Below are 25,584 nucleotides of genomic sequence, written 5' to 3'. Positions count from 1 at the left end.
AAAAGTAATATACAACTTTTTGATGTTTTACATCAATTAGGGAAGGCAAATGGTGCGCCACCAGCTAATGTTTAGCCTGGTTCTAGTGGGTTCGATTCCCACCCCGAAATTTTTTACGCACTTTTAAAAAATTTCGAGGGTGGGGCTTTCGCGATAAACGGGGGACTGCCCTCTTTGGAGGGATATCGATGCTCAAGAAACGTGAGTTAAACGGACAAGAAAACTCTTGTTTATTTGAACTTATGGTGCACCCTGATGTCTTCCCTTTCGTTCGTCAAAAGGCATATTCACATGATGAATTTTTATTTTTAACTAAACAGACGATTGAGGCAGAAGAACGCGGTGAACTAATTTCCAGAACAATTTTAGATGAATGGTGCAATCCAATTGGTACCATTAATTTATTTGATATAAAAGACAATGCAGGTTTTTTAGGAACATGGATTGGGAAACCCTACCATGGAAAAGGTTATAACCAGCCTGCAAAGGACGCTTTTTTTCAGGAACTATTTTATGAATTAGGAATTGAAACAATCTTTATGCGTATTCGCAAAGAAAATATCCGTTCCATAAAAGCCGCCGAAAAGCTCCCGTATGTTGTTAAAGCAAATGAGACTCGAAAATGTATATTTGATCAATTGAATGCTGAGGAATATATTTATGATTTATATGAAATTTCTAGAGACCAGTACTCCCTGTATTTAATGAGGAATGAGACAAAACAAGAGGAAGAACAAGTATTAGAAGCTTAAAAAACTCGCCTAATGGCGAGTTTTTATTTATCCAATCTTTCATTATAAAGATTTCTAATGACCCATGTTTTATACTTTTCTAGTTTTTTCCGTTCAACAGGATGGTAACGTACTCCCATTTGTTTCAATTCTTGTACATACCAGCCTTTTGAATATTTGTATGCCATCTCAGTTTTCCTCCTCATCAACTTGTCCAATACACTATATGAGCAGGATGGATAAAATATGCCTAACAAAACATGCTGTCCTTTGTATCATTTAAAGGAGATAACAGCTTTTTCACAAAAATAGAAACGTATAATCGAGTAGGAGGAGGTGACTAACCCCCGACCTCTCACACCACCGTACGTACGGTTCCGTATACGGCGGTTCCATTTATGTCTGACGTAGTTGAGAATATCTCACATAAAGACTCTTCAGCCCTCGCATCTCCCAATAGGAGTTTGTGAGGGTTTTCTGTAGGATTGGGCTTCTGGCTATTCTCCAATATTTCTTTCTAGAGTTTCCCCATTCGTATGCCTTCTCTTTTGGAATCCCTAATCCAATGAGTTTTCTTACTTTGGTTTTTGGTTTCTTCCATTCTTTCCATTGGCACATTCTGAGACGCCTTCTAATCCATTCGTCTAATTCTTTGAAAATAGTGGGTGTATCTGCTAATGCATAATATCCGCACCAGCCAATCAAATATTGATTCAGCTTCTCTATTCTATAATCCATTGGAATTGGTTTTGACCTTGAAGTTAATTCTCGTATCCGTTTCTTGACACGTTGAATACTTTGGTTTGACATCCGCACCTTCGGTTTCTTATGAAATGTGAAGCTAAAACCTAAAAACTTTCTTTTCCAAGGTCTGTCTACAGCTGACTTTTCTCGATTCACCTTTAGTTTTAGAGTAAATTCAATGAAAGTAGTAATCGAGTCCATTACTCGCTCTCCGGCTCTTCTCGATTTTACGTAGATATTACAATCATCTGCGTATCGGACAAACTTGTGCCCTCTCTTTTCTAACTCTTTGTCTAGTTCATCTAGAACGATATTGGAGAGTAAAGGACTTAATGGTCCACCTTGGGGCGTACCCTCCTCGGATTTCGTTATGACTCCATTAATCATAATGCCAGACTGTAGATACTTCCGAATTAGTGATAGGAGCGTTCTGTCTTGAATCCTTTTGGATAGAGTCCGCATTAATCTATCATGATTGACTTTATCAAAGAATTTCTCCAAGTCCATGTCGACTACCCATCGGTATCCCTCTTCGATATATTTCTTCGCTTGTCTAACACCGTCATGACCTCGTTTGTTTGGTCGAAAACCATAGCTCTGTGTTGAAAAAGTCGGGTCGAAGATAGGGGTTAAAATCTGAGTAATCGCCTGTTGGATGAAACGGTCTGTCACGGTTGGGATACCTAATAACCTTACTCCACCGTTCGGTTTTGGGATTTCAACCCGACGGACAGGAGAAGGTTGATAAGTACCCTCCATTAAGGATGTTTTAAGTGTATCCCACGTTTCGAGAATATGTCTTCGTAGGTCTTTTACGGACATATTGTCTACTCCATGACTTCCTTTGTTCTTTTCTACTCGCTTTAATGCCAATAAAAGATTTTCCCGTGACAACATTCGTTCCATTAACATTGAGATTTATCCTTTCTACGTGAACAATACATTCTCATTAAGTGGGTTCTTTACTAAGCCCTCCCGAAGTCCCCCATGGAATTCACCATTTCTTCCTTTCAGGTAGGTTCCGTAAGAATTTTCTGCTTTCATACATAAAGAACCGTTTGCCGAGTGTTTGTTCTCCTAAAATGGTTCAGTCCTTCCTTGATTCTCTCGAGCAAACCAAGTACTACGACTTCGGCTGACTTCTGATTGTTCAGCTATCCATTACTAGATAGGTTACCAAGTGTACTTGGCGTATCAACCAGACCTCCCCGGGTAAGAGTGCAATCTTTCCTTCCATCTATCTGCTTCATTTACTTTGTATCACCTTCGGCAGAAAGGACTTTGTTTTGTATTGCAAACTCATCCAATGATACCTAGCCTTGTATGAAGTTCGTGTTCCTCAGACCGGAAGTTTGCCGCTCGCTTCCTTCAGATTCCGCGTCACCACGGACACCCTTGCGTTAAGCTAACTGCTACTTCTGCCTTCACAGTTCGGGACTTTCACCCTAGAGACTACACCCATGCCGGGCGCACAATAAGAAGACCACAGAAGTTTTTCCGTGGTCTAATTTCATATATTATTTTCCAATAAATTCTTGAGTCCAGTAATTACCATTAGAAACAAACCCTGCACCGATTTCCGTGTAATTTTTATTTAAAATGTTTGCACGGTGACCTGGTGAATTCATCCAGCCATTTACTACTTCTTGCGGAGTTTTTTGGCCCATCGCTATATTTTCTCCTGCAGCACGATAAGTAATGCCAAATTTTTTCATCATATCAAATGGTGATCCATAAGTTGGGCTAGTATGATCGAAATAATGATTAACAGCCATGTCATTTGCTTTTGTATGAGCCATCTTACTTAAAGTAGTATTAATCTTTAAAGCAGGCAGACCATACTTTTTACGTTCTTGATTTGTTAAATCTACTACTTGTTTTTCGTATGCGCTTAATTGATAGGTTGCTTTTTTAGTAGAAGCTGTCGTATTTGTTTTTGTATTGGTATTTACTTTTTTAGTTGTCGCAGTATTTTGTGTTACTTTTTGTACACTGTGATTTGTTGGTTGTACAGTCTGTGTATTTAAATATGCTGAGTTTACATGGTATTGCTTAAGAATATTGTTAAACCATGCTTGGGCATCTTGTATATTATTTGTTTTATATTCATATTTTACAGTGTTATTAGCATTAGTTTGTAATCCTGCTGCATCTGCTTTATGGCTCATCATTGGTCCAGCTAATAATGCTAACGCAGCTGCTGTAGTAATAAGTGGTTTCATCATTGTAAAATTCCTCCCTCTTCTTGAGTGAAAATCTATTACTCTTGAATCATAACATACGATATTTGTAATATTTGAGGAGAAATCTACCATAATTTTTGTAAAACAATCGTTATCATTTTTGCTAGTTAAAGAACCCTGTTAAAATAGTTATTCTCAAAAAATAGCCTATTTGTATATGCAGGAAATCTAGTAATAATAAGGATATACATCCATATTTTCATATGTAAATGCGACTTGACAATATTTATAAAGAGCTGCTTTTGTAACGTATTTTTCAGTCTTATTTCAATAGCCTTCACTTTTTAGTTTATTTGTAATCCTTTTCATCGCAATTCCTTACAGTTCTTCCATGATTTTAATATAGTGCTTTATAAGTTCTACCTTTTCTGAATCAGATTGTTTAGAATCGCTAATTCGTTTCATTGCATAATAAAATTTTACTTCTTTTGATGTCCGTAAACGAGGATGAGTAACTTCGTCCAATAATTCTCTTGTAATGGCTTCATTCAGCAGTTCCTTCGCCGTTTTTGCTTCGTCTTTTAACAAACGATTATTCCATATCTTTCGATAAACACCTAATAATTCTTCGTATCTCAAAATGAATACTCCTTTCAAAACAGAAAATTTACATTAAATACAGAAAAAATGAGAAAACTATGTATAGAAAACTCATTAGTGGAGGTATTAAAAATGCATGGTCCATATTGTTGTCCAAACTGCAAAACAAATCGTTCCAGATTCAATATTATACAACAAGTTCCACAAGCTGTGAAAATGGATCCAAGGTCAGGTGATATTATCGAGGAATATGAAAATAATGCAGTCAATCCATTTCATATTCCATATAAAGGTCCTGATTATCGTGTTCAATGTGCCGCTTGCGGCCTAATTGAAGATGAAAAGACATTCCTGAAATTTGGTGAACTCAGATAACAAGCCCGCAATAAATAGTGCGTTTCTATGTTTTCACTAAGAAAAAATAGGACTCTGGTTATTTAAAACCAGAGTCCTTTTTCAGCGTTTGGAATTTGAAATTTTGTTTTTTTATTTTTTACTTAATACCTCAGTCGCTTTTTTAACTTGCGGATCATCTTTAATAATTTTCTCACGAAGCTTGTTCATAAGCTCGATAGTAGTATCTCCCTCAAGAATACCATTTACTTTCAGATGTTCAGCCTTTTGGAATGCCTGCACTGCTTTTTCTGTTTGACTGTCATATAAACCATCCACTTTTCCAGGATTATAACCTACAGCCTTAAGCATTTGTTCGGCTGTTTTGATATTGCTGGATACATCTGATTTCTTCCACTTCTTGCTTGGATCAATAATAGGGAGATTGGCATATTTCGGTAAGTCCACCTTATATTCAGGTTCAATGCCTTTCTCATGAATCCATTCACCATTTGGAGTTAACCATTTCGCTACTGTAAACTTCACATCGGAACCGTCTTTGAAATCAGTAGCTGTTTGTACTGTTCCTTTTCCGAATGATTTATGACCAATTAACGGAATTCCCGCGGATTCATTAAGTGCTGCAGCCGTAATTTCAGATGCGCTTGCACTTCCTTCATCAATGAGCACTACTGCCGGAACATTGATCTTTTTACCAGCCTTTGCAACCTCTTGGTCGCGTTTGCCGTTTCTGTCCTCTGTCTGAACAATCGTCTTGCCTTCTGGAACGAATAGGTTTGAAATTTCTAGGGCTTGATTTAATAACCCACCCGGATTTTGACGTAAATCCAAAATTAAAGATTTCATTCCTTTTTTATCCATTTCATCTAATGCTTTTACAAGTTCATCATAAGTATTATTTGAAAAACTTGTAATTTGCACTTTTGCTACACCATTTTTCATCATTTCTGCATAAACCGTATTAATTGGAATGGTATCGCGGACAATTGTCATTTCAGCTGTTTCTTTGGAGCCTGCTGGTTGTATTGTTAACTTCACACTCGTACCTTTTTTCCCCCGGATGAGTAATACCGCTTCATTTGCAGACATTCCTCGAATGCTTTTGTCATTTACGGCTAATATTTTATCATTCGGTTTTAGACCTGCTTTTTCGGCAGGGGATCCTTTTATTGGAGATACAACAGTAATAAAGCCGTCTTTTTCCTGAATTTCTGCACCTATTCCTTCAAAAGAGGATGAAATACTTTCGTTAAATTGCTTCGCCTCATCCTCCGACATGTAATCAGAATATGGATCTCCTAAAGAGTCAACCATTCCGTTAATGGCACCGTTTATTAATGTCTTCTTGTCCACTTTTTTATAATAACTGCTTTCTAACTTGTCATAAACTTCATAGAGTTTATTAAATTCCGGACGATTATTCGCTACACCTACATTAACTGCTTTTTTATCCCCGAATGCTAATACAAGGGTAGTAACCCCTGCCGTTGCAAATACGAGTATAAAAATAAGCATAACAAATGTAAATTTCTTCATTCGAATAAAACCATTTATGTTTTCTGTAGAGGAGTCAATATCCTTTTTCTCTTCTTCCAAGACATTCACCACTTTCATTCCCGTATACAATGCTATCTGTAATCAGTATTCTATGTAAAAAAATATTAACTTCTTTATTTTATCAGCTTTTATCGAATAACGAAAGAAAAGGTTTTTTTGAATGAAAAAAACGCGAATTTTGTTATATTTTATCTAAATATTCATTATATTATTTTCACATCCATTGTTTACTCTAAATATCTTATTGTTAGTATTGAAGTAAAAAAGCCCACTGCTATTGTGGCTAAAAGAGAATACAAAAAAATGCCAAGTCCAAAAAATTTCATTCCCAACAAAAGCACAAGCGCGTCTAAAACAAAAATAATAATTCCTACATTCACATTAGTAAATACACCTACCATTTGAGCAAACAAATCTAACCCATCCCCGGCAACACCAGCCTGAAGGATAAGACCTGCCCCTAATCCAATAAAGGTTCCACCTACCAAAGCACTTAAAAGAACGGGTAATTGTATTCGATCGGATAAAAAGGAAAACAAGTCCAAAAAAAAGGAACTAAAAATTACTCCGAAAATACTATTATAGAAATAACGTCGATAATAAATAAAGGCAAATATATATAATGGAATGCTTAAACTAATCATACTTAAGCCAGTTGGAATGGAAAAAAAATAATAAAAAATTAATGCGATCCCCATTAATCCTCCATCTAATAAATGATGGGGAATGATAAACCCATTTACACCAATTGATAATAAAATACTCCCCAAAATAATTTGTCCAACCTTCTGAATTGTTCTCTCCCCCAACATTTCATCTAGCTTGTCTCTAAAAATAGTTTATGAGGGGAAATGATTTTCATGCAAAATTTCAATCGTTATCGTTTCAGAATATTTATTATGATAAAGATCACAAAAAAAGCGGGTTTCCAAATATATTACAAGAACATACATACATTCTCTTTTTTAGGTGGTGTTGGTATTGAAAGATTACAATATCTCCGCCTTTTAAGGGAACTAGACAAAGGTTTATGTTTTGTGATAAAATTTTACAATAAAAATTCATTTAAAAACTACATATTTTATAGCGATGAAGAGGAAAGTAGTTTTTGCTATATTCGATAGCGAGCCGGGGACGGTGGAAGCCTGGCGATGAAGCATGAATGAAGAACACCTTTGAGTTCTAACCGAAAGGGATATCTTAAGTAGGCTTAGACGTTACCAGCACGTTATCTGACTGGGGTAAGCAATATTAGCTTTAAAGTTGGTCAAATGACAATTTGGGTGGTACCGCGGAAGTCAGCCTTTCGTCCCTTTTTTTGGGAATAGAAGGCTTTTTTTATTGTGAAAAATTACCATAAGGAGGCTATTTATGATAAAGACTGTAGTAAAAGATTTATACAGAAATCAAGAAAATTATAATGACAAAACGGTTCAAATTTCAGGCTGGATCCGTACTCTTCGCGATTCCAAAACCATTGGCTTTATGGAATTAAACGACGGAACATTCTTCAAGAGTGTACAAGTAGTTTTTGAGGATACCCTTGATAACTTCAAAGAAATTACGAAGTTACCTATTAGCTCTTCTGTTTTAGTAGAAGGTGAATTTGTTCCAACACCTGAAATGAAACAACCTTTTGAAATTAAAGCGACAAAAATTGTGGTGGAAGGATTATCGGATACAGATTATCCTTTACAAAAAAAGAGACATTCCCTTGAATATTTAAGAACTATCGCTCATTTACGTCCGAGAGCCAATACCTTCTCAGCCGTTTTCAGAGTAAGATCTCTTGCATCTTATGCCATTCATAAATTCTTTCAAGAAAAAGGATTTGTATACGTACATACACCGATTATTACCGGAAGCGATACGGAGGGTGCCGGGGAAATGTTCCGTGTGACATCCATGGATTTGAACCAGCTTCCAAAAACCGGGGACGGAAAAGTAGATGACAGTGCAGATTTCTTCGGCAAAGAAACCAACTTAACCGTTAGCGGTCAATTAAATGCGGAAACCTTTGCTCTTGCTTTCCGTAATGTATATACCTTTGGTCCGACCTTTAGAGCAGAAAATTCGAATACGGCACGTCATGCCGCAGAATTCTGGATGATTGAGCCGGAAGTTGCCTTTGCAGAACTACCGGATATCATGGACCTCGGAGAAGAAATGGTCAAGTATGTCATTAATTACGTTTTTGAACATGCACCAGAAGAAATGGCCTTCTTTAATAGCTTTATCGATAAAACACTTATTGAAAGATTGCAGACCGCATTAGAATCCGATTTTGGAAGAGTTACTTATACCGAAGCGGTTGAATTATTAAAGAACTCCGGTAAGGAATTTGACTACCCTGTTGAATGGGGTACGGATTTGCAAACGGAACATGAACGCTATCTTAGCGAGGAAATTTACAAGCGTCCTGTCTTCGTAACCGACTATCCGAAAGAAATTAAGGCATTTTATATGAGAGCGAATGATGACGGCAAGACAGTAGCTGCGACTGACCTATTGGTTCCAGGTATCGGCGAGTTAATCGGGGGAAGTCAGCGTGAGGAAAGAGAAGAGGTCCTTGCCAATAGAATTAAAGAACTTGGTATGACGGAAGAAGATTACTGGTGGTATCTTGAGCTTAGAAAATACGGCGGTACAAAGCATTCAGGCTATGGAATTGGCTTTGAACGATTAGTTATGTATTTAACCGGAATGAAGAACATCCGTGATGTAATACCATTTCCTCGTACACCAGGAAATGCAGATTTTTAATGAAATAGATGTAAAAAATGAACAATAGGATGCTGCTGCATCCTATTGTTCATTTTTTATAAGTATTGGTATCAATCTGTTTACCTGTTTTTATGCTTTTTTAACATGTTGAAAATATTCCTCTAATGTCCAATTGTTTTTGTACATTACCTCCGCGGCTTTTTTTCCAACATATCTAAAATGCCATGGCTCATATTCATATTTGGTTACGTTCACCTTATCTTTCGGGTATCTTAAAATGAAACCAAACTCATGAGCATGTTCACGCAGCCATATTCCTTCCTTATGTTCTCCCATTTTTTCTGTAAGAAGGAAATTTTCTGTTTCACTGGTTATATCCATCGCAAGTCCTGTTTGGTGTTCGCTTTCTCCAGGAATTGCAACCGCTTGAGCAGCTTTATCTTTTCCAACATTTGCTACTTCTGCATCAAATAAAGTTTTTTGTCTTGTATAAGAACGATAACCCGAAGCAGCATACAGGAAGATATTATCTTTTTTTGCCGTGGAAAACATTTGCTCTAAGGCAGTTGCTGCTTCTTTTCTCATATAGCTCTTTTCAATATCCTGATTGCCAAAGGAAAATGCGACTTTTGGACGAACAAGATCATTTGGCTTATAGTCTCCAAGGGAATAATCCTTATTAACCAAAGCTAGTATATTAGAGGGGTTTTCAATCATTTTGATTCCATTTACAACCCTAATTTGATTAAAATTATCTGGACTTAGTAATAAATCATGGTTTGTATTATTTTGGCTTGTCTGTTTACCTATTGAATTATTGATAGAATTGGATGGTTTCTCTTGACCCTTACCTGTTGAGGCATCAGTTGCCTTGTTTTGGCCCCAGCTGCAACCACCTAACAAAAATATAACGGCTGTAAGTGCTAAAATACGTTTCATAATGTCACCTTTCCTCTTAATGCAAAAAAATTTCTTCACATATAAGAGTTTATCAAAGAAATGAGAGAAAAGGATAGGTAAAAATATGAATTTTTTTTAATACTTTAATGAATCGAGTAGGAGGAGGTGACTAACCCCCGACCTCTCACACCACCGTACGTACGGTTCCGTATACGGCGGTTCCATTTATGTCTGACGTAGTTGAGAATATCTCACATAAAGACTCTTCAGCCCTCGCATCTCCCAATAGGAGTTTGTGAGGGTTTTCTGTAGGATTGGGCTTCTGGCTATTCTCCAATATTTCTTTCTAGAGTTTCCCCATTCGTATGCCTTCTCTTTTGGAATCCCTAATCCAATGAGTTTTCTTACTTTGGTTTTTGGTTTCTTCCATTCTTTCCATTGGCACATTCTGAGACGCCTTCTAATCCATTCGTCTAATTCTTTGAAAATAGTGGGTGTATCTGCTAATGCATAATATCCGCACCAGCCAATCAAATATTGATTCAGCTTCTCTATTCTATAATCCATTGGAATTGGTTTTGACCTTGAAGTTAATTCTCGTATCCGTTTCTTGACACGTTGAATACTTTGGTTTGACATCCGCACCTTCGGTTTCTTATGAAATGTGAAGCTAAAACCTAAAAACTTTCTTTTCCAAGGTCTGTCTACAGCTGACTTTTCTCGATTCACCTTTAGTTTTAGAGTAAATTCAATGAAAGTAGTAATCGAGTCCATTACTCGCTCTCCGGCTCTTCTCGATTTTACGTAGATATTACAATCATCTGCGTATCGGACAAACTTGTGCCCTCTCTTTTCTAACTCTTTGTCTAGTTCATCTAGAACGATATTGGAGAGTAAAGGACTTAATGGTCCACCTTGGGGCGTACCCTCCTCGGATTTCGTTATGACTCCATTAATCATAATGCCAGACTGTAGATACTTCCGAATTAGTGATAGGAGCGTTCTGTCTTGAATCCTTTTGGATAGAGTCCGCATTAATCTATCATGATTGACTTTATCAAAGAATTTCTCCAAGTCCATGTCGACTACCCATCGGTATCCCTCTTCGATATATTTCTTCGCTTGTCTAACACCGTCATGACCTCGTTTGTTTGGTCGAAAACCATAGCTCTGTGTTGAAAAAGTCGGGTCGAAGATAGGGGTTAAAATCTGAGTAATCGCCTGTTGGATGAAACGGTCTGTCACGGTTGGGATACCTAATAACCTTACTCCACCGTTCGGTTTTGGGATTTCAACCCGACGGACAGGAGAAGGTTGATAAGTACCCTCCATTAAGGATGTTTTAAGTGTATCCCACGTTTCGAGAATATGTCTTCGTAGGTCTTTTACGGACATATTGTCTACTCCATGACTTCCTTTGTTCTTTTCTACTCGCTTTAATGCCAATAAAAGATTTTCCCGTGACAGCATTCGTTCCATTAACATTGAGATTTATCCTTTCTACGTGAACAATACATTCTCATTAAGTGGGTTCTTTACTAAGCCCTCCCGAAGTCCCCCATGGAATTCACCATTTCTTCCTTTCAGGTAGGTTCCGTAAGAATTTTCTGCTTTCATACATAAAGAACCGTTTGCCGAGTGTTTGTTCTCCTAAAATGGTTCAGTCCTTCCTTGATTCTCTCGAGCAAACCAAGTACTACGACTTCGGCTGACTTCTGATTGTTCAGCTATCCATTACTAGATAGGTTACCAAGTGTACTTGGCGTATCAACCAGACCTCCCCGGGTAAGAGTGCAATCTTTCCTTCCATCTATCTGCTTCATTTACTTTGTATCACCTTCGGCAGAAAGGACTTTGTTTTGTATTGCAAACTCATCCAATGATACCTAGCCTTGTATGAAGTTCGTGTTCCTCAGACCGGAAGTTTGCCGCTCGCTTCCTTCAGATTCCGCGTCACCACGGACACCCTTGCGTTAAGCTAACTGCTACTTCTGCCTTCACAGTTCGGGACTTTCACCCTAGAGACTACACCCATGCCGGGCGCACAATAAACAAAAAGTCTCATAAAGAGACTTTTTGAAATTACTTTATTTAACTGCTGATTCCAGAGCAACCTCAATCATATCGTTAAATGTTAATTGACGTTCCTCTGCAGACGTTTCTTCACCAGTGAGAATATGATCACTGACAGTCAAAATAGATAAAGCTTTGCGATTATATTTAGCCGCCAAAGTATAAAGCGCTGCTGTTTCCATTTCTATTGCAAGAATTCCATATTTCGCCCATTTCTCATGATCAGCATTGTCATTATAAAACATGTCCGCTGTAAATACGTTTCCTACTTTAAGGTTTAGTCCTTTTTCCAAGCCGCTATCATATGCCTTTTTTAATAACTCAAAATTAGCTGTTGGCGCATAATCAATGCCACCGAAAGTAAGACGATTCATTTGGGAATCAGTGGAGGCTGTCATTGCAATGATGACATCTCTAACCTTGACATCCTGTTGGATAGCACCGCATGTCCCTACACGAATTAAATTCTGCACATTATAGCTTTGCATTAGCTCGTTAATGTAAATCGAAATAGATGGAACTCCCATTCCAGTTCCTTGTACAGATACTGGTTTGCCTTTGTATGTACCAGTAAATCCAAACATATTTCGAATTTCATTGTAACAAGTCACATTCTCCAAAAATGTTTCTGCAATATATTTTGCCCGAAGAGGATCTCCCGGCAAAAGAACTGTTTCCGCAATTTCATTTTCTTTTGCACCGATATGTATACTCATTTATCTATCTTCTCCTTTCATTCAGTATGTACATTTTATATTTTTAAATCATTTGTTGCAATCTATTACTGTAATGAATAAAACATTTTGGGAAACGATATAGATGAACAATGTAAGGAGGGAAAAAAGTTGGGTAAAAAGCATCGAAATCGTATTAACGGTCAGAAGAAAAATAATCATATACCGGAAGATCAAATCATTTCAGAACAAGAAGCACATGAAAAAGAATTCACTGCAAATAAACGTAAAAAATAAAATAAAAACGGCTCAGTCTTCCACGAAGCTGAGCTGTAATAAGTTATCTTATATGAATTCTATTTATCGTCGTCCATCCGCCAGATTTCAATTGGTAATAGAAATGCCCATTTCTGCCTTCATCAATAAAAACAATATCTCCAGTTCCTAAGTAGCGCGCATGATAATCCTTTGGCAGGGAGTCTAATGTATTAAAAGTAGCAAAAACCTTATACAAGATTTCTTCATGATTTTTTCCTGCTACTTTCAACTGATAAACTTTTTTATACCCTTTTTTCTGTCCAAATAAGGGTGTTTGAAATAATGTAATATCGTACTCCGTTACATGACTATAAGAAAGTTTAAGTGATTTTAGTAATTGCATGAATTCGTCTCCCTCCATTTTTCTCTTCATAGATATATTCAAAAACAAAGGGTGCGAATCCTTTCTCTAAATTTCACTTCTTTTGTCTATTTTTATCGATTTCCGACGTTCCAAATGGAAAGCCACCTCTTTTTCGTGGTGGCTGATGTCAATACTATTTTTGTGATTAATCCAATTCCTCATCAATAATGCATTTAGCAATTAAGTAATCAAATGTGATATCGGCGATTTCTTCCAGTTCTTCTTCTTTTGGCGCATAACCCCTCTTAACCAGCTCATTGAAAAAGAACTCAGCAATTTCCTCCGTGTCAATAAACACTTCAATTTCCCGCATGCAAAATCGCCTCCTCCAATAAAAATGTATGTTCTTTCTTTTACGTTTATGCAGCAATTTATATGGATATGAATAAAGATAAAACAGTTGTATTCATTTATTTCATCATGAATGTTTTCTTAACTTATTGTTACTCTTTTTTAAAAGATCAGACAGTTGTATTTTAATGGAATCCATCATGTCAATATAATATGAATCTGAGAACATTATATACATAGTTTTATAATCATTATACATATCTAGCAAAGAATCGATCTTATGGTTAAATTGATCCTTCGGCGAAGGAAGAAGCAATGGCTTCTTTGTTTTTTTTATTGGATAAATAAAACCGTATTTTTTCAAGTAGCTTTCAGCAATATCTGATTCCGCAACCAATATCAGTTCATTTTCATCCGCTTCCAGCCATTCACCATCTGTTACCCTTGTTAACTCATAAATAATATCTTCCCATGCATCTTCTTTATATCGCCATATTTCTGTTCTAAAGCCTACTACCTTAAAGAGCTCATCCAGATACCCTTTAACCTGAACCAAATCACCGAAAAAGAACTTATACTCAATATCTATCTGTTCCTTTGCCAATATTTCTCCTTTAAAATCGGATAGCAATACTAAACCTTTATCCTTAAATAAGTCACCATTATCGTTTATTTCGTAATAATATTGTCCATCTAAATTTCTAATATTTGAAATTTTACCGACCGTTCCATATTTTAAAATAACAACAGTATCACCAATCTTAAAATGAGGTTTATCCTTATTGTCCATTTCCTCCCGTCTCCTTGAAATGTGTAGAATAATTGATAATTAATTATATGCAAGAAACGGATAAAACGATTGTTTGATTAAGCCTTTTTAAAAAGGGCCAAAACACAAAAAGGAACTAAAAAAACATTACCAAAATAGTAATGTTTACAGATTCTTCGTCGTTTCAAATATGTAAAGTTCCCAAGCTTCATCAAATATGGACATCGATGCTAAATACGCAGCATTCATCTCCAGATATGAACTCAGTTCATGATAATCTGTTGAATGTTTTGGAAAACTATGATCCTTATAAGCGCTATTTGCAAAACTAGATATATCATCTTTTGGTTTGGCATCACGATATTTCATTAAGTAATGGTAAAATGAATAATTCATATAGATTCGCCCTTCTACATTAAAATCTTGAATTTACTATACCGAAAGAATTGATTGCCATCAAGTTTTTGATTATTAAAGGATATAGGTAATTTACGTATCGACTGTCATATTTAGGTAATTAAATGAGTCTTCAGTACATATTATTTGATTTTTCGACAAATAATCGCAAGAATAACTAGATTATTCAGATACAACTTAGTAAAATATTCATTAGATATTTTGTCATATGTTATTTCTAAAACATTACTAGGGGGGGAACAAAATGGGCAAAAAAGAAAAAAATATTCCAAAGTTAAAAAAGCCCAAAAAACAGAAAAAAGTAAAGGTGCAAAAAGAAAAAGTGCTAAAGCAGAGAAAAATCTCTTTCTCCTATTTACAAACAATACGAGGGAAAATTACCATTTCATTCGGAATCCTTACAATTCTTTTAATCATTTTATCCATCACATCCTATTTAAGCATGAACCAATTGGAAAAAGAAATTGATCGCATTGTAGGAAATGATTTGGTTGTTCACGAAAAAATCCAAGGAATCCTGAAATCCTCATACACCATTGAATCTGCTGAAAGAGGATATGCCATTACTGGTGATAAAAGCTTTCTAGATCCATACTATACTAGTAAAAAATACATAGACGATAACATTAAGAAATTAAGATCCCTTGTAAAGGATAGTAAGTCCCAGCTTCAAAAAGTTGATTCCATTGAGTCATCCTATTATTTTTGGAGCGGTTCCATCGATAGTGTCATTCAAGCTCGTCAATTTCAATCGGAGAAGGATGCCAGAAATTTAATTCAAGACGCACATGGCAAAGATTATATGGGGAAAATGCAAACCAATATTAATGCATTTGATAATGCTCAATCTAAAGCTTCCCAGGATCGTATTGACAGCCTGTATACAAAGGTGAAAATTATGGAAGGAATTTCATTATTTTTATCGTTAGCTGCCATCATTTTAACTATTATTCTGTCCCTTGCATTATCAAGAAGCATTAAATCTAATGTGAGAAAAATCAGCGGTTCTATTCTTGATATCGCTAATGCCGGAGGAGATCTTACAAAACGTATTCAAATTAAATCGAATGATGAGCTTGCAGGTCTTGCAAAAGATACAAATGTCCTTATTGACGGTATTGCAAAGCTTGTAAAAGAGGTTTCCAAAATGGCGGAAAATGTTTCCGTAAGCAGTGAAGAATTACTTGCTTCTGCTGAGGAGACAGCGAAAACAATTATGTCTATTGCAGAGACATCGAGTGAAATTGCAGCAGGAAGCGAAAAAACAACCTCACAGATGGATGAATCATTAACAAAGATGAATTCACTGAATGAGGTGGTAGAGGTTTTAGGTAGCCTTGCAGATCGGGTTAAAGTGGCAGCTTTAAATATGCAATCTTCTGCTAAAACAGGTGAAACATCTGTTAAAGAAGCTTCTATTAAAATTATGAGCATTGAAGAAACAATGGCTAATACAAGTTCCACTGTTGAATCTTTAGGAAAAAAATCAGATGAAATTACGAAAATCATCAATACTATTACTGGAATTGCCGGACAAACGAATTTATTAGCATTAAATGCGGCAATTGAGGCGGCAAGAGCTGGTGAACACGGCCGTGGATTTGCTGTTGTTGCAGATGAGGTTAGAAAATTAGCGGAACAATCTCAAAATGCAGCTAAAGAAGTCTCACGTATTGTTCATTCTATTCAAAATGAAGTGAATACTGTAATTGAGCAAAATAAAGAAGGTGTTCAGGCTGTTATTTCAGGAGTAGAAATTTCAAATGAGACTACCCAATCTTTACAAAAAATCCTTCAGGACACAAATGATACAACAGAAGTTATTGCGGAAATGGTAACACAGATTGAAAGGACATTGCATTTAAGTCGCGATGTGGCAAATTCATTTGCTGCTGTAAGCGAAATAGCTGAATTAACTGCATCGCATACCGAAACGACAGCGGCAGCTTCTGAGGAAGGCTCCGCGGCAATGGAGGAAGTTACAGCATCTGCTTCGGAATTATCGAAACAGGCCGAAAACCTACGCGAATTAATTTCAAATTTTAAAATAAATTAGTCCCCTATTTTTCAGGGGACTCTTCCATTGTTTAAGATTTATTAAAAATTTAATCTGTGGATAGTTTAAAAAAGTGGTCTACGTCCAGTTCCATCGCCGATTGACTAGCTGATTTGTTCTTTTTTTAATTAATCCAACATGCACCAATAATGATGAGTAAAATAAACAAGACTACAATCAAGGCGAAGCTATTTCGATATCCGCCGACATATCCATATCCACAACATCCATCATATACTGGGTAGCAACAGCCATAACCGCCATAGTACATACCTGTCAACTCCTCAAATGAATTTATTTTTCATTTTAGGATATGTTTTAAACCCAGAAATGGAATGTGTATTTGCCTAAATCATTTTGATTTTGTATGTGTCAAAAACTACGAAAATAATTTCAGGTATTTTCCATACCCTTTCGCTTCTAATTCCCTTTTTGGGATAAATTTTAAAGCAGCTGAGTTAATACAATACCTTAATTTCGTTGGACCAGGACCATCGTCAAATACATGACCTAAATGGGAATTCGCATGTTTACTTCTTACTTCCGTTCGGATCATCCCATGACTTCGATCCATTTTTTCAATTATTTCCTCTTCTTCTATCGGTTTTGTAAAGCTTGGCCAGCCGCATCCTGCATCAAATTTATCGAGAGAACTGAAAAGTGGTTTACCGGATACAATATCTACATAAATTCCTTCTTCAAATTGATTCCAATATTCATTTTGAAAAGGCGGTTCTGTTGCATTATTTTGAGTTACATCATACTGTAATGGATTTAATTTTTTTTCTAAATCATTTTTATTCAAGATGATCACCCCAATGTTTTTTTATGAAACTCGCTCTGCCGGAGCCTTCGTGATATGCATTATAATGGACAGGGTTTTTTCGATAATATTGTTGATGGTAATCCTCGGCTGGATAAAAGGTAGGTGCTGGAACAATTTCGACTACAATTGGAGCTTTAAATCTACCGCTATCCTGAAGCTCTCTTTTCGATTGCTCTGCTAAATCTCTTTGATTTTCGTTATGATAAAATATTGCCGGCCTATAAGAAGATCCCCTATCATAGAATTGTCCGCCAGCATCTGTAGGGTCAATTTGCTGCCAAAAAATCTTCAATAGCTTTTCGTATGGAAAGACCTTTGAATCAAATGTGATTTGGACAGCCTCTGTATGTCCAGTCAGCCCCGAACACACGTCTTCATAGGTCGGATTGGGCACCTTTCCACCGGTATAACCAGAAACAACACTTATAATCCCTTCCTGTTCATCAAACGGTTTTACCATACACCAAAAACACCCGCCTGCAAATGTGGCCAATTCGATTGCCATTGTTCTTCCCTCCTATTCGGAAAATAAAGTCCTATAGAGAATTATAAATAATCTATTGCCTTTACACTAGAAATTAGACTTTGAAGAAATAAGTCGAGTCACCAACCCATAGGCGCACGAATATAGTGTAATCAATAACAGAATGGAGCGAAAGTTTATGAAAAATCAATCTTATTATCTTCAAAGAGCGGCGCAATTTAATTTACTTGCTGATTTTTATAAATATATGAACCCTGCCTTGCATATTCAATATTATCAAAAACACTTAGAATATTTAAACAAAGCTATGTTACAAAGCCGATCAGGCAATCGGTTAAATCCCGTTTATGTTAGATTTTTAAATGCAACAAAGGAAATTGCTAATATTGACATTTATACGAACGGGAGAATGTTGATAAAAGAATTACCGTTTAGTAATATCACACCTTATTATACCTTACATGCTGGGAAACATCATCTAGATATATATCCTGCAGGCACCCAAACAGCAACAATCATCAACAAGAATATCGGATTTGAAACAAACCGTGCATACACTTTAGCAACAGTCTCCACTAATGATAAAATTCAAATATTATCCTATGAAGACTTACCAACTTCCTCTTCACAGGAGACCAAAGTAAAATTTATTCATTTAACATCTGATTACCCTTCTGTTAATGTCTTCTTTAAAAATAAAAAAGTTCTATTCGAAAACATCGGATATAAAAAATCATCCGATTATACATCTATTGAACGAATAACAACCAATATTGAGGTTGTGGACAGAGAAACGGACAAAGTAATACAGACATTGGAAAATGCAGACTTTTCTACTGCTAAAACGTTTTCGATTTTCTTTGTGGATTCCCAAATTCTCCTTATTTAAAAAACAGGTGCCCTTCACCACTAGGCACCTGTTTTTTTATGGATTCTCAACTGGAAATAATAACGAAAAGGAAATATCATCTTCCTTTAAATTAAACTTATCAATGCGGGCTCTCATATCACTATGTCCAATTTTCATTTTTTGTAAGCCAACATAAACTGTTTTCTTGTCAGGATCGATACTAACCCAATCCGGTAGTTTATAGGATTGATTAATAAATTTAAGGACATATGAAACGGGTAGATTTAAATAACCAATAGAAATCGTTTTTTGTTTTAAAAGTAAATCTCCGTTTTTTAATGCCTCAGGCTCAAATGTCATTTTTAATTGTACATTCTCTGAAAAGACAGGAATAGAACCATCTAATTCAACATCATCTTTTAGATAAACATTGTATTTAATCGGACCGTTCAAACCTTCTTTTTCTATATAATGATTAATTAATTTATTCAGATCATCTTTATTGGTGCGAATAGAGAATCGAACATGTTTATCAGTATTTATGGTTGTTTTAGGTATAGTCCCTTTTTTTGTCGGTGCAAAAATAAAAAATCCAATAACTAATACAAATATTACAATAAGAATTGATAAGGCAATAAATGCCGCTTTCCAGCGATTTTTAACTTTTTCCATCTTTTTTACCTCACGGTGCTATTTTCTTAATTGTTTAAGCTTATTTTTAAGAAGAAATTCCCCTACACGTTCCGCCATTAACTTATAGCCTTTATCATTTGGATGAAAATCGTCAGAATAAAATAGATTTTCATGTTGATTTTCAAATAAATCACTAATCGGTACAAATTGGGTGTTTTTATAATTCACTAATGTTTTTTCACTAGAATGATTCCAATCTTGTACAATTTGATCTAATTCTTTAATATTAGAAAACCATTTTGAAAAAGGATTATAAATGCCAATTAAAACAATTCCTACATTTGGTTTATATTCACGAATGGTTTTTAGAATATCATCTAGTCTTTTTTGATACCCAGTTATAGCTTCTTTAAACTTAACTACCTTCAAATTAGTGAAATTGTCCCTGAACACCTTCATTACATCATTACCGCCTATGGTAATCATCACAATATCGGAGCTTTTTATTTTACTTATTACTTTTGGATCTTTTAGCCGTTTTAATAGTTGGTCAGTTCGATCCCCTCTAACTCCGAAATTATCAAAGGTAACAGTACCAATGCCTTTATCCTTCTCCATTATATCTTTCAAATACGGAATATAACCACCTTGATTAGAACTATCCCCAACCCCCTGTGTAAGGGAATCTCCAACTGCAACGATATGAAGATCTTTCGGAGGCATCTGCTTAACGGCAACGCTCGCTTCCTTACTCGGTTGGTTGTTAGTATGCACAGAACAGCCTGACACTAAAATAAAAATAGCGAAGAGTAAGGTGAGTTTTTTCATCATGTTGGTCACCTCGCTTTAACAAATCCCTTTTATTTTAACATTTTCACCCGGCTGTAACATCTTTTTTTCATATACTGCTAGTCATATTATGAAAGATTACTATTTTTGATTTTATTTCCTAATACTACTTTTATGTTGTAAGAGGATATATTCATGCAAAAAATAAAAGGGCTCCTGTTTCCAGGAATCCCTTATGCGTTATTTTTTAAAGAAGTGGACTGGTAGATTAATTCATAATCCGGCCACCTAAGCACTGTTTTTAAATAGTCTCTAAATGAGTAAGTGGTCTTAACATTTTTTGAAGTATGAATTTGTCTTACTAACTGTGCAAGCTTAATATTTATTTTGTAAAAAAGGGGGCTTGCTTCATTCAATACCGGTATATCGGTAATTTTCACCTTCTGTCCATTATTTGTTTTGAACTCAAGGCTTTTAAATAGCAAAATATCAATCCTCTTTTTTCGCCCGTTTGTATATATTATACTGCATATTGAATGACAATTCCTGTATTTTTATTGTAAATTTTAAATATTTTTTTATCGAAACCATTTGAAAACGACATGGATTACATCATATTCTTTCGTAAATTTGAAACTCATAATCATATGGGTTTTCTTTGTTCTTTATCCCTTTTTCATTTGAAATAAGCTTCCATTCTGACCAATCTATAAGAGGAAAATATGTATCGCCATCGAATTCCTCATGAATTTTTGTTACATACAGACGATCAGCCTCTTCCATAAATAATCCGAAGATAGCTGCTCCTCCGGTAATAAATACCTCGTCATTATTTTCTCTAATCCATTTTAATAATTCAGTTTTTGTTTTAAATATTAGACAGCCTTCTGCTTGAAATCGCTCATCTCTCGTTAACACAATATTCGTTCTTCCAGGCAGGGGTTTTCCAATTGATTCGTATGTCTTCCTTCCCATTACAATTGGATGCCCCATCGTTGTTCTCTTAAAATACTTTAAATCCTCTGGTAAGCGCCATGGCAACTGATTATTTTTTCCAATTACACCCTTTTTATCTTCTGCCCATAAAAAGGAAATCATACGCTGACAACTCCTTTTATATGTGGATGTGGATCATAGTCCTGCAATGAAAAATCTTCAAATTGAAAATCAAAAATGGATGTAACCTCTGGATTAATTACCATTTTTGGTAATTTCCTTGGTTCTCGAGTTAATTGCAGCTTCACTTGATCGATATGATTAGTATAAATATGAGCGTCTCCCAGTGTATGTATAAAATCACCCGGCTGTAAATGACATACATGTGCTATCATCATCGTTAATAAAGCATAGGAGGCAATATTAAATGGAACGCCTAAAAAAATGTCCGCTGAACGTTGATAAAGCTGGCAAGACAATTTACCATCTGCAACATGAAACTGAAAAAAACAGTGGCATGGAGGGAGCGCCATCTTATCTATTTCTCCAACATTCCAGGCATTTACGATAAGTCTTCGAGAATTAGGATTCGATTTAATTTGTTCAATGACTTCTGAAATCTGGTCAATTGTTTCCCCGTTTGCCGTTTCCCAAGATCTCCACTGGCGTCCATAAACAGGACCAAGATCTCCATCTTCATTTGCCCATTCATTCCATATTCTAACACCATTTTCTTGGAGGTACTTTACGTTTGTATCCCCATTAAGCATCCATAGCAGTTCGTATATAATGGATTTCAAATGTAATTTCTTGGTTGTTAGAAGAGGGAAACCTTCTTCCAGATTATATCTCATTTGATAGCCAAATGTGCTGATGGTGCCTGTACCCGTCCGATCTCCCTTTATCGTTCCATGTTCTAAAACATGTTTACATAAATCCAGATATTGTTTCATCTTAACACCTCTTATTACCCTATGATAAAGCTTGTATATAGTTGAACGTCATAGGGGCAATTTTTTTTAATTGTATTTTCGTATCACGAGAATAGTAATACATTGCAAAGCTTTCTGCAAAATATTCTTCTTGATAATTAATAAAATAAGAATTACCTGGAAATAATTTCGGTGCTTCTTTTTTCCATATTGGAATGAATGCCTGCTCCTTTTTTCCATCATATAAATAATGTTCTAATGAGTGTGCAAGTTCATGAAGCTCTAAATTTACTGAACCATGCCCTTTTCCTTTTTCACTGCAGCCAATTTTAACAAGCACGGTTTTAGAACCACCTATTCCCGGCACATTATCCCAAGTGATCGAATGATCTTGATACCCTCTCGGAGTTTTTCCCTTTAAATAGGCAGCTGTCGGATTATCGGTCAGTTTTCCGGTAAATAATTTTATTTTTATGTTTTTATTATCCACCTTTGATAGCATCGAAGATGGCAATTTTTCTAATTTGGATAGGATTTTTATAACTTCATCCTTATCATAATTAGATTGAAGCGGCAAAACAACAATATCTCCCAATAATGCTTGAGACCGCAAATGAACGTTATGATATAGGGCACTATTCTTTAATAATATACCATCTAAAGATGGTTTTGATAGCCCTAACAGCAAAATTGCACATAAAACAAAAAGATATATTACTACCTTGCGCATATTAATGCACTTCCTGCGTTTCTCATTTAGTAGTTTCATAATCTCATTATATCATAGGAAAAAAAGGTCCTTTGTTAATCATTTATTGGTATATATACTAAAAAAAGGTGCCGTAAAAAAGCACCTTTTCCTTGTCATCGACGATAAAAGTAAAATATACACTTCTAGTTTCATTCATCCATATTTTCGATTGGCAAGTTGCCCCGCGTACTTGTTCTTATACACTCATCCATTTCGGCGGAGTGTTTTTATCCCAATATATGGTGCCTAGCGTATAATGCTTTTGGTAATTATCATATTGCACATGGTAATGAAAATTAAAATAATATCCATCCATAGGCGGGTGGTCTCTTCTTACATGAAAGCGTATAATATCTTCATTCGAATTTGTATCATATATATGGAATATTTTCTCTCCTAGTCCTCCGCTTGGAGATTCGGATACCGCAAAGGACTCAAGCTTTTCTTCAGGATATTCGGCAACGGTCATTTCAATGGCTTTTTGAATATTTGGTAATATAACCTGTCTAAATTCGTCTTCAATTACAGGAGATATTTTAGAACCAAATTTCTCAAAGGATTGTTTCTCAGCTTCCGCCATTACCGAGTTAATAAAACTTTCCTTATCAAGCTTCGTCTCTTGATAAGAAGAATAGGCTTGATTTTGTAATTGATCATGCTTTTGTTGTTCTGATTTATCTACTTCTTGATGTCCATTCCAAAAGGCATGTGTGGGAGTGACCATTCCAAATGTAAAGATAGAAACCAGTACAACGATTGACTTTTTCATCCATTTTTTCACGGCAACCTCCCCCTTTCTATTAGATGTACATTCAATCTTTATTCATCATTCTTTCATTCTATTATGAAATAACATTCTTAATACAATATTAATTTTTTATAATATATCTCTCATTTTACACTCTATCCAATCATTTTTATAGGGAAATATTGTCTAATTTGTTGCAATTTTTTGAAGTCTGCCTTTTGTCCAATCTATGCTTGCAAATAAAAAATAGGAGTGCCACCAGACACTCCCAAAATGATTTAACAATACTTTTGAAAAGAGGTACTTAAATTATCGACAATTTCCTCTACTTCATGATCTTCAATATCATCACGTGGAATAAAATGTAATACTTCTTTTCCTTTAAGGATAGCCATGGATGGGGATGATGGTTCATAGTTTACAAAATACTCCCGCATTTTAGCTGTTGCTTCCTTATCTTGACCAGCAAATACTGTTACAAAATGATCCGGTTTTTTGGAAGCCCCTTCAATCGCTTGAACTGCTGCCGGTCTTGCTAAGCCTGCTGCACAACCACATATGGAATTAACGACTACAAGTGTTGTACCTTCAACATTTTCCATAAAATTTTCTACTTCCTCAGCAGTTGTAAGCTCTGTAAAATTTGCATGAACAAGTTCTTCTCTCATCGGTTTTACAATTTGTTTCATATATTCTTCATATGCCATGGACATTTTTATTTCCTCCTAACAAATTACTTTGATTTTCTTGCTTCAGTCATCTGCTTCCAAACAGAACCTTGTGCGGCTTCTCCGCCCTCAATTCTTTCGATAGCCATTTTTACTTGCAGCTGAACTTCGAATTCTGGATCATTTTGAGCCTCTCTTAAGGCAGGAAGTGCCGTTTCGTCTCCTTCTTCATACAGAAACATCGCTGCACGCCATCGAACAATTTTACTTGTATCTTTTAAAGCATCAGCCATAGGCTGAATAGCTTCTTTAAATCCAAGATCTGATAATGCATCACCAGCTGTTCTTCTAACTGTCACTACTTTATCTTTCAATCCTTCAAAAAGGTAAGGAAGAACTTTTTTATCTTTAATCATGCCAAAATACACAACTGCCAATCTTCGAATAGATGATTTTTCATCATGAAGTGCTTTTTCAAGAACAGGTAAATCCTCCAGTGTAGGATCTTCCATTTGTTCAAGAAGCTGATATCTCTTGCGCCAATCCGTATTATCTAACATATCAGCAGTTACTTTATGCATTTTCTTTTTTTCTGGCTCTTTGTTCGGGTTCTGTGCTATAGCAACGATTTTATTCAATCGTTCATCAGGATATGCTGCAATGATTTCCTCTACCACTTCATTTCCCACTTGCTCTAATTCCCCGTAACGAACACCTTGCTCTTTCCATTTTCTTAAGAAAACATAATTATCACCGGGCAGCTGAGCCTTTTGCATTGCCTCCAGAAAATTTTTAGGCAATCCAAAGCGTTTTTCTTGATCCCCTTCTACTAACTTCACCTGAAGCGGTATTCCCTTGAACATTTGGATAAAAACATTTACCTCACCAAAGTGCTCATTTATTTTTTGCTCTCCGGTTACTTGGCTATTTTCCTCTTCACCAAATGCTAATCTTATTTTGGGTAAAATATCTTGCCAATCTACTCTTCCATCTCGTTCTACCGCAAGAAAATCTGCAACATGATAGACACCCTTAACTCCTGCTAATCCGAGAATTGATTGAATAATTGGTGGGGCACCAATTGCAGTTTCAGCTTTATAATTTGAGCTTTTTCCTGCAGGCAATTCTTCATTTAAAATAATTTTCATCGTATTAGGACTTGGGGTTGGTTCAATCGTAACTATTTTCATCCTTTTTTCACCTCTTTAACCG

Annotated in this window: 31 protein-coding genes and 1 other annotated feature; of the genes, 6 read left to right on the top strand and 25 right to left on the bottom strand. The window is 35.7% G+C overall.

Features of this window, described 5'->3' with window-relative positions; translation table 11 throughout:
* Nucleotides 1-188 precede the first annotated feature (188 nt).
* Entirely contained in the window at nt 189-752 is a 564-nt protein-coding gene (locus NSQ59_RS11780; protein WP_055739522.1) for a GNAT family N-acetyltransferase, read from the top strand.
* Nucleotides 753-775: 23 nt separating this feature from the next.
* Here the strand turns inward: NSQ59_RS11780 and NSQ59_RS11775 are convergent, their stop codons facing one another.
* From NSQ59_RS11775 to NSQ59_RS11760, 4 genes are all read right to left on the bottom strand, one after another.
* On the bottom strand, nt 776-919 hold the full coding sequence (locus NSQ59_RS11775; RefSeq protein WP_083489292.1) for a DUF2639 domain-containing protein: 144 nt from the start codon (nt 917-919) through the stop codon (nt 776-778).
* Nucleotides 920-1,127: 208 nt separating this feature from the next.
* Nucleotides 1,128-2,387, bottom strand: coding sequence for a group II intron reverse transcriptase/maturase (ltrA, locus tag NSQ59_RS11770; protein WP_055737770.1), 1,260 nt, complete (start codon nt 2,385-2,387; stop codon nt 1,128-1,130).
* A gap of 605 nt (nt 2,388-2,992) precedes the next feature.
* The gene (locus NSQ59_RS11765) at nt 2,993-3,700 is read right to left on the bottom strand and encodes a CAP domain-containing protein (protein ID WP_055739521.1); all 708 of its coding nucleotides are present in this window, start codon (nt 3,698-3,700) and stop codon (nt 2,993-2,995) included.
* A 336-nt stretch (nt 3,701-4,036) separates the two neighbouring features.
* On the bottom strand, nt 4,037-4,297 hold the full coding sequence (locus NSQ59_RS11760; RefSeq protein ID WP_340831324.1) for a hypothetical protein: 261 nt from the start codon (nt 4,295-4,297) through the stop codon (nt 4,037-4,039).
* A 93-nt stretch (nt 4,298-4,390) separates the two neighbouring features.
* Here NSQ59_RS11760 and NSQ59_RS11755 point away from each other — a divergent pair, with 93 nt between their 5' ends.
* Nucleotides 4,391-4,633, top strand: coding sequence for a hypothetical protein (locus NSQ59_RS11755; RefSeq protein ID WP_055739520.1), 243 nt, complete (start codon nt 4,391-4,393; stop codon nt 4,631-4,633).
* A 111-nt stretch (nt 4,634-4,744) separates the two neighbouring features.
* Here the strand turns inward: NSQ59_RS11755 and NSQ59_RS11750 are convergent, their stop codons facing one another.
* Entirely contained in the window at nt 4,745-6,226 is a 1,482-nt protein-coding gene (locus NSQ59_RS11750) for a lmo1851 family serine protease (RefSeq protein WP_055739519.1), read from the bottom strand.
* 170 nt (nt 6,227-6,396) lie between these two features.
* Complete coding sequence (locus tag NSQ59_RS11745) at nt 6,397-6,978, bottom strand: YitT family protein (RefSeq protein ID WP_161809228.1); 582 nt, start codon at nt 6,976-6,978, stop codon at nt 6,397-6,399.
* Between the two features lie 271 nt (nt 6,979-7,249).
* Nucleotides 7,250-7,486, top strand: a binding site (T-box leader).
* A 54-nt stretch (nt 7,487-7,540) separates the two neighbouring features.
* Between NSQ59_RS11745 and asnS the strand changes: the two genes are divergently transcribed.
* Nucleotides 7,541-8,932, top strand: a complete 1,392-nt coding sequence (asnS, locus tag NSQ59_RS11740) for an asparagine--tRNA ligase (RefSeq protein WP_340831320.1) — start codon at nt 7,541-7,543, stop codon at nt 8,930-8,932.
* Nucleotides 8,933-9,022: 90 nt separating this feature from the next.
* Here asnS and NSQ59_RS11735 read toward each other — a convergent pair whose 3' ends face one another.
* The 3 genes from NSQ59_RS11735 to deoD form a co-directional block, all read right to left on the bottom strand.
* The gene (locus tag NSQ59_RS11735) at nt 9,023-9,832 is read right to left on the bottom strand and encodes a M15 family metallopeptidase (RefSeq protein ID WP_340831318.1); all 810 of its coding nucleotides are present in this window, start codon (nt 9,830-9,832) and stop codon (nt 9,023-9,025) included.
* A 186-nt stretch (nt 9,833-10,018) separates the two neighbouring features.
* Nucleotides 10,019-11,278: a group II intron reverse transcriptase/maturase gene (gene ltrA / locus NSQ59_RS11730; RefSeq protein WP_055737770.1), complete on the bottom strand. Its 1,260-nt coding sequence runs from the start codon at nt 11,276-11,278 to the stop codon at nt 10,019-10,021.
* Nucleotides 11,279-11,880: 602 nt separating this feature from the next.
* A complete protein-coding gene (gene deoD, locus NSQ59_RS11725) occupies nt 11,881-12,582 on the bottom strand; it encodes a purine-nucleoside phosphorylase (protein WP_055739515.1) in 702 nt (233 codons plus the stop codon).
* A 129-nt stretch (nt 12,583-12,711) separates the two neighbouring features.
* On the opposite strand from deoD, the gene NSQ59_RS11720 reads away from it, so the two are divergent.
* A complete protein-coding gene (locus tag NSQ59_RS11720; protein WP_126648572.1) occupies nt 12,712-12,837 on the top strand; it encodes a hypothetical protein in 126 nt (41 codons plus the stop codon).
* A gap of 43 nt (nt 12,838-12,880) precedes the next feature.
* Here NSQ59_RS11720 and NSQ59_RS11715 read toward each other — a convergent pair whose 3' ends face one another.
* The 4 genes from NSQ59_RS11715 to NSQ59_RS11700 all read right to left on the bottom strand — a co-directional run bounded on the left by NSQ59_RS11715 (nt 12,881) and on the right by NSQ59_RS11700 (nt 14,678).
* Complete coding sequence (locus tag NSQ59_RS11715; protein WP_055739514.1) at nt 12,881-13,201, bottom strand: YodL domain-containing protein; 321 nt, start codon at nt 13,199-13,201, stop codon at nt 12,881-12,883.
* Nucleotides 13,202-13,367: 166 nt separating this feature from the next.
* Nucleotides 13,368-13,535, bottom strand: coding sequence for a YozD family protein (locus tag NSQ59_RS11710; RefSeq protein WP_083489290.1), 168 nt, complete (start codon nt 13,533-13,535; stop codon nt 13,368-13,370).
* A 105-nt stretch (nt 13,536-13,640) separates the two neighbouring features.
* Complete coding sequence (locus NSQ59_RS11705) at nt 13,641-14,303, bottom strand: hypothetical protein (protein ID WP_055739513.1); 663 nt, start codon at nt 14,301-14,303, stop codon at nt 13,641-13,643.
* Nucleotides 14,304-14,447: 144 nt separating this feature from the next.
* On the bottom strand, nt 14,448-14,678 hold the full coding sequence (locus NSQ59_RS11700) for a YozE family protein (protein WP_055739512.1): 231 nt from the start codon (nt 14,676-14,678) through the stop codon (nt 14,448-14,450).
* A gap of 265 nt (nt 14,679-14,943) precedes the next feature.
* On the opposite strand from NSQ59_RS11700, the gene NSQ59_RS11695 reads away from it, so the two are divergent.
* On the top strand, nt 14,944-16,755 hold the full coding sequence (locus NSQ59_RS11695) for a methyl-accepting chemotaxis protein (protein WP_340831313.1): 1,812 nt from the start codon (nt 14,944-14,946) through the stop codon (nt 16,753-16,755).
* Between the two features lie 124 nt (nt 16,756-16,879).
* Here NSQ59_RS11695 and NSQ59_RS11690 read toward each other — a convergent pair whose 3' ends face one another.
* The 3 genes from NSQ59_RS11690 to msrA all read right to left on the bottom strand — a co-directional run bounded on the left by NSQ59_RS11690 (nt 16,880) and on the right by msrA (nt 18,086).
* Nucleotides 16,880-17,026 carry a YjcZ family sporulation protein gene (locus tag NSQ59_RS11690; protein WP_083489289.1) on the bottom strand — a complete coding sequence of 49 codons (147 nt, stop codon included), beginning with the start codon at nt 17,024-17,026 and terminating at the stop codon, nt 16,880-16,882.
* Nucleotides 17,027-17,134: 108 nt separating this feature from the next.
* Nucleotides 17,135-17,560 (bottom strand): peptide-methionine (R)-S-oxide reductase MsrB, encoded by a 426-nt coding sequence (gene msrB / locus NSQ59_RS11685; RefSeq protein ID WP_055739510.1) that lies wholly within the window; start codon nt 17,558-17,560, stop codon nt 17,135-17,137.
* Complete coding sequence (gene msrA, locus NSQ59_RS11680; RefSeq protein ID WP_055739509.1) at nt 17,553-18,086, bottom strand: peptide-methionine (S)-S-oxide reductase MsrA; 534 nt, start codon at nt 18,084-18,086, stop codon at nt 17,553-17,555. The genes msrB and msrA overlap by 8 nt, the downstream gene beginning before the upstream one ends.
* 157 nt (nt 18,087-18,243) lie before the next feature.
* Between msrA and NSQ59_RS11675 the strand changes: the two genes are divergently transcribed.
* Entirely contained in the window at nt 18,244-18,954 is a 711-nt protein-coding gene (locus NSQ59_RS11675) for a DUF4397 domain-containing protein (protein WP_183102017.1), read from the top strand.
* A gap of 36 nt (nt 18,955-18,990) precedes the next feature.
* On the opposite strand, the gene NSQ59_RS11670 is transcribed toward NSQ59_RS11675, so the two are convergent.
* From NSQ59_RS11670 to NSQ59_RS11630, 9 genes are all read right to left on the bottom strand, one after another.
* Nucleotides 18,991-19,587, bottom strand: coding sequence for a YpmS family protein (locus tag NSQ59_RS11670; RefSeq protein WP_055739507.1), 597 nt, complete (start codon nt 19,585-19,587; stop codon nt 18,991-18,993).
* A gap of 18 nt (nt 19,588-19,605) precedes the next feature.
* Nucleotides 19,606-20,379, bottom strand: a complete 774-nt coding sequence (locus NSQ59_RS11665; RefSeq protein ID WP_321198557.1) for an SGNH/GDSL hydrolase family protein — start codon at nt 20,377-20,379, stop codon at nt 19,606-19,608.
* Between the two features lie 191 nt (nt 20,380-20,570).
* Nucleotides 20,571-20,822 (bottom strand): DUF2535 family protein, encoded by a 252-nt coding sequence (locus tag NSQ59_RS11660; protein WP_055739505.1) that lies wholly within the window; start codon nt 20,820-20,822, stop codon nt 20,571-20,573.
* A 127-nt stretch (nt 20,823-20,949) separates the two neighbouring features.
* Nucleotides 20,950-21,435 carry a dihydrofolate reductase gene (locus NSQ59_RS11655; protein WP_055739504.1) on the bottom strand — a complete coding sequence of 162 codons (486 nt, stop codon included), beginning with the start codon at nt 21,433-21,435 and terminating at the stop codon, nt 20,950-20,952.
* The gene (locus NSQ59_RS11650) at nt 21,432-22,226 is read right to left on the bottom strand and encodes a thymidylate synthase (protein ID WP_055739503.1); all 795 of its coding nucleotides are present in this window, start codon (nt 22,224-22,226) and stop codon (nt 21,432-21,434) included. The genes NSQ59_RS11655 and NSQ59_RS11650 overlap by 4 nt, the downstream gene beginning before the upstream one ends.
* Nucleotides 22,227-22,245: 19 nt before the next feature.
* Entirely contained in the window at nt 22,246-22,935 is a 690-nt protein-coding gene (locus tag NSQ59_RS11645) for an anthrax toxin lethal factor-related metalloendopeptidase (RefSeq protein ID WP_340831302.1), read from the bottom strand.
* A 217-nt stretch (nt 22,936-23,152) separates the two neighbouring features.
* Entirely contained in the window at nt 23,153-23,725 is a 573-nt protein-coding gene (locus NSQ59_RS11640; protein WP_055741205.1) for a YpjP family protein, read from the bottom strand.
* A gap of 257 nt (nt 23,726-23,982) precedes the next feature.
* Nucleotides 23,983-24,417 (bottom strand): BrxA/BrxB family bacilliredoxin, encoded by a 435-nt coding sequence (locus tag NSQ59_RS11635; protein WP_055739501.1) that lies wholly within the window; start codon nt 24,415-24,417, stop codon nt 23,983-23,985.
* A gap of 20 nt (nt 24,418-24,437) precedes the next feature.
* Nucleotides 24,438-25,562 (bottom strand): conserved virulence factor C family protein, encoded by a 1,125-nt coding sequence (locus NSQ59_RS11630; protein WP_340831298.1) that lies wholly within the window; start codon nt 25,560-25,562, stop codon nt 24,438-24,440.
* Nucleotides 25,563-25,584: the final 22 nt, after the last annotated feature.

It is taken from the genome of Margalitia sp. FSL K6-0131 (genome assembly GCF_038008735.1).
Taxonomy (GTDB): domain Bacteria; phylum Bacillota; class Bacilli; order Bacillales; family Bacillaceae_C; genus Margalitia; species Margalitia shackletonii.
This window is presented reverse-complemented; position numbering and strand designations above follow the sequence as displayed.

Excerpts from the sequence above, each read along its gene's own strand:
- NSQ59_RS11665 (WP_321198557.1), bottom strand. The coding sequence starts at position 20,379 with ATGATGAAAAAACTCACCTTACTCTTCGCTATTTTTATTTTAGTGTCA.
- NSQ59_RS11645 (WP_340831302.1), bottom strand. The coding sequence starts at position 22,935 with ATGCGCAAGGTAGTAATATATCTTTTTGTTTTATGTGCAATTTTGCTG.
- NSQ59_RS11650 (WP_055739503.1), bottom strand. The coding sequence starts at position 22,226 with ATGAAACAATATCTGGATTTATGTAAACATGTTTTAGAACATGGAACG.
- NSQ59_RS11670 (WP_055739507.1), bottom strand. The coding sequence starts at position 19,587 with ATGGAAAAAGTTAAAAATCGCTGGAAAGCGGCATTTATTGCCTTATCA.
- NSQ59_RS11690 (WP_083489289.1), bottom strand. The coding sequence starts at position 17,026 with ATGTACTATGGCGGTTATGGCTGTTGCTACCCAGTATATGATGGATGT.
- NSQ59_RS11780 (WP_055739522.1), top strand. The coding sequence starts at position 189 with ATGCTCAAGAAACGTGAGTTAAACGGACAAGAAAACTCTTGTTTATTT.
- NSQ59_RS11735 (WP_340831318.1), bottom strand. The coding sequence starts at position 9,832 with ATGAAACGTATTTTAGCACTTACAGCCGTTATATTTTTGTTAGGTGGT.
- NSQ59_RS11655 (WP_055739504.1), bottom strand. The coding sequence starts at position 21,435 with ATGATTTCCTTTTTATGGGCAGAAGATAAAAAGGGTGTAATTGGAAAA.
- NSQ59_RS11695 (WP_340831313.1), top strand. The coding sequence starts at position 14,944 with ATGGGCAAAAAAGAAAAAAATATTCCAAAGTTAAAAAAGCCCAAAAAA.
- NSQ59_RS11705 (WP_055739513.1), bottom strand. The coding sequence starts at position 14,303 with ATGGACAATAAGGATAAACCTCATTTTAAGATTGGTGATACTGTTGTT.
- NSQ59_RS11715 (WP_055739514.1), bottom strand. The coding sequence starts at position 13,201 with ATGCAATTACTAAAATCACTTAAACTTTCTTATAGTCATGTAACGGAG.
- NSQ59_RS11710 (WP_083489290.1), bottom strand. The coding sequence starts at position 13,535 with ATGCGGGAAATTGAAGTGTTTATTGACACGGAGGAAATTGCTGAGTTC.
- NSQ59_RS11675 (WP_183102017.1), top strand. The coding sequence starts at position 18,244 with ATGAAAAATCAATCTTATTATCTTCAAAGAGCGGCGCAATTTAATTTA.
- asnS (WP_340831320.1), top strand. The coding sequence starts at position 7,541 with ATGATAAAGACTGTAGTAAAAGATTTATACAGAAATCAAGAAAATTAT.
- NSQ59_RS11765 (WP_055739521.1), bottom strand. The coding sequence starts at position 3,700 with ATGATGAAACCACTTATTACTACAGCAGCTGCGTTAGCATTATTAGCT.
- NSQ59_RS11640 (WP_055741205.1), bottom strand. The coding sequence starts at position 23,725 with ATGAAAAAGTCAATCGTTGTACTGGTTTCTATCTTTACATTTGGAATG.
- NSQ59_RS11750 (WP_055739519.1), bottom strand. The coding sequence starts at position 6,226 with ATGAAAGTGGTGAATGTCTTGGAAGAAGAGAAAAAGGATATTGACTCC.
- NSQ59_RS11755 (WP_055739520.1), top strand. The coding sequence starts at position 4,391 with ATGCATGGTCCATATTGTTGTCCAAACTGCAAAACAAATCGTTCCAGA.
- ltrA (WP_055737770.1), bottom strand. The coding sequence starts at position 2,387 with ATGTTAATGGAACGAATGTTGTCACGGGAAAATCTTTTATTGGCATTA.
- ltrA (WP_055737770.1), bottom strand. The coding sequence starts at position 11,278 with ATGTTAATGGAACGAATGCTGTCACGGGAAAATCTTTTATTGGCATTA.
- NSQ59_RS11775 (WP_083489292.1), bottom strand. The coding sequence starts at position 919 with ATGGCATACAAATATTCAAAAGGCTGGTATGTACAAGAATTGAAACAA.
- msrA (WP_055739509.1), bottom strand. The coding sequence starts at position 18,086 with ATGGCAATCGAATTGGCCACATTTGCAGGCGGGTGTTTTTGGTGTATG.
- deoD (WP_055739515.1), bottom strand. The coding sequence starts at position 12,582 with ATGAGTATACATATCGGTGCAAAAGAAAATGAAATTGCGGAAACAGTT.
- NSQ59_RS11635 (WP_055739501.1), bottom strand. The coding sequence starts at position 24,417 with ATGTCCATGGCATATGAAGAATATATGAAACAAATTGTAAAACCGATG.
- NSQ59_RS11700 (WP_055739512.1), bottom strand. The coding sequence starts at position 14,678 with ATGAATTATTCATTTTACCATTACTTAATGAAATATCGTGATGCCAAA.
- NSQ59_RS11630 (WP_340831298.1), bottom strand. The coding sequence starts at position 25,562 with ATGAAAATAGTTACGATTGAACCAACCCCAAGTCCTAATACGATGAAA.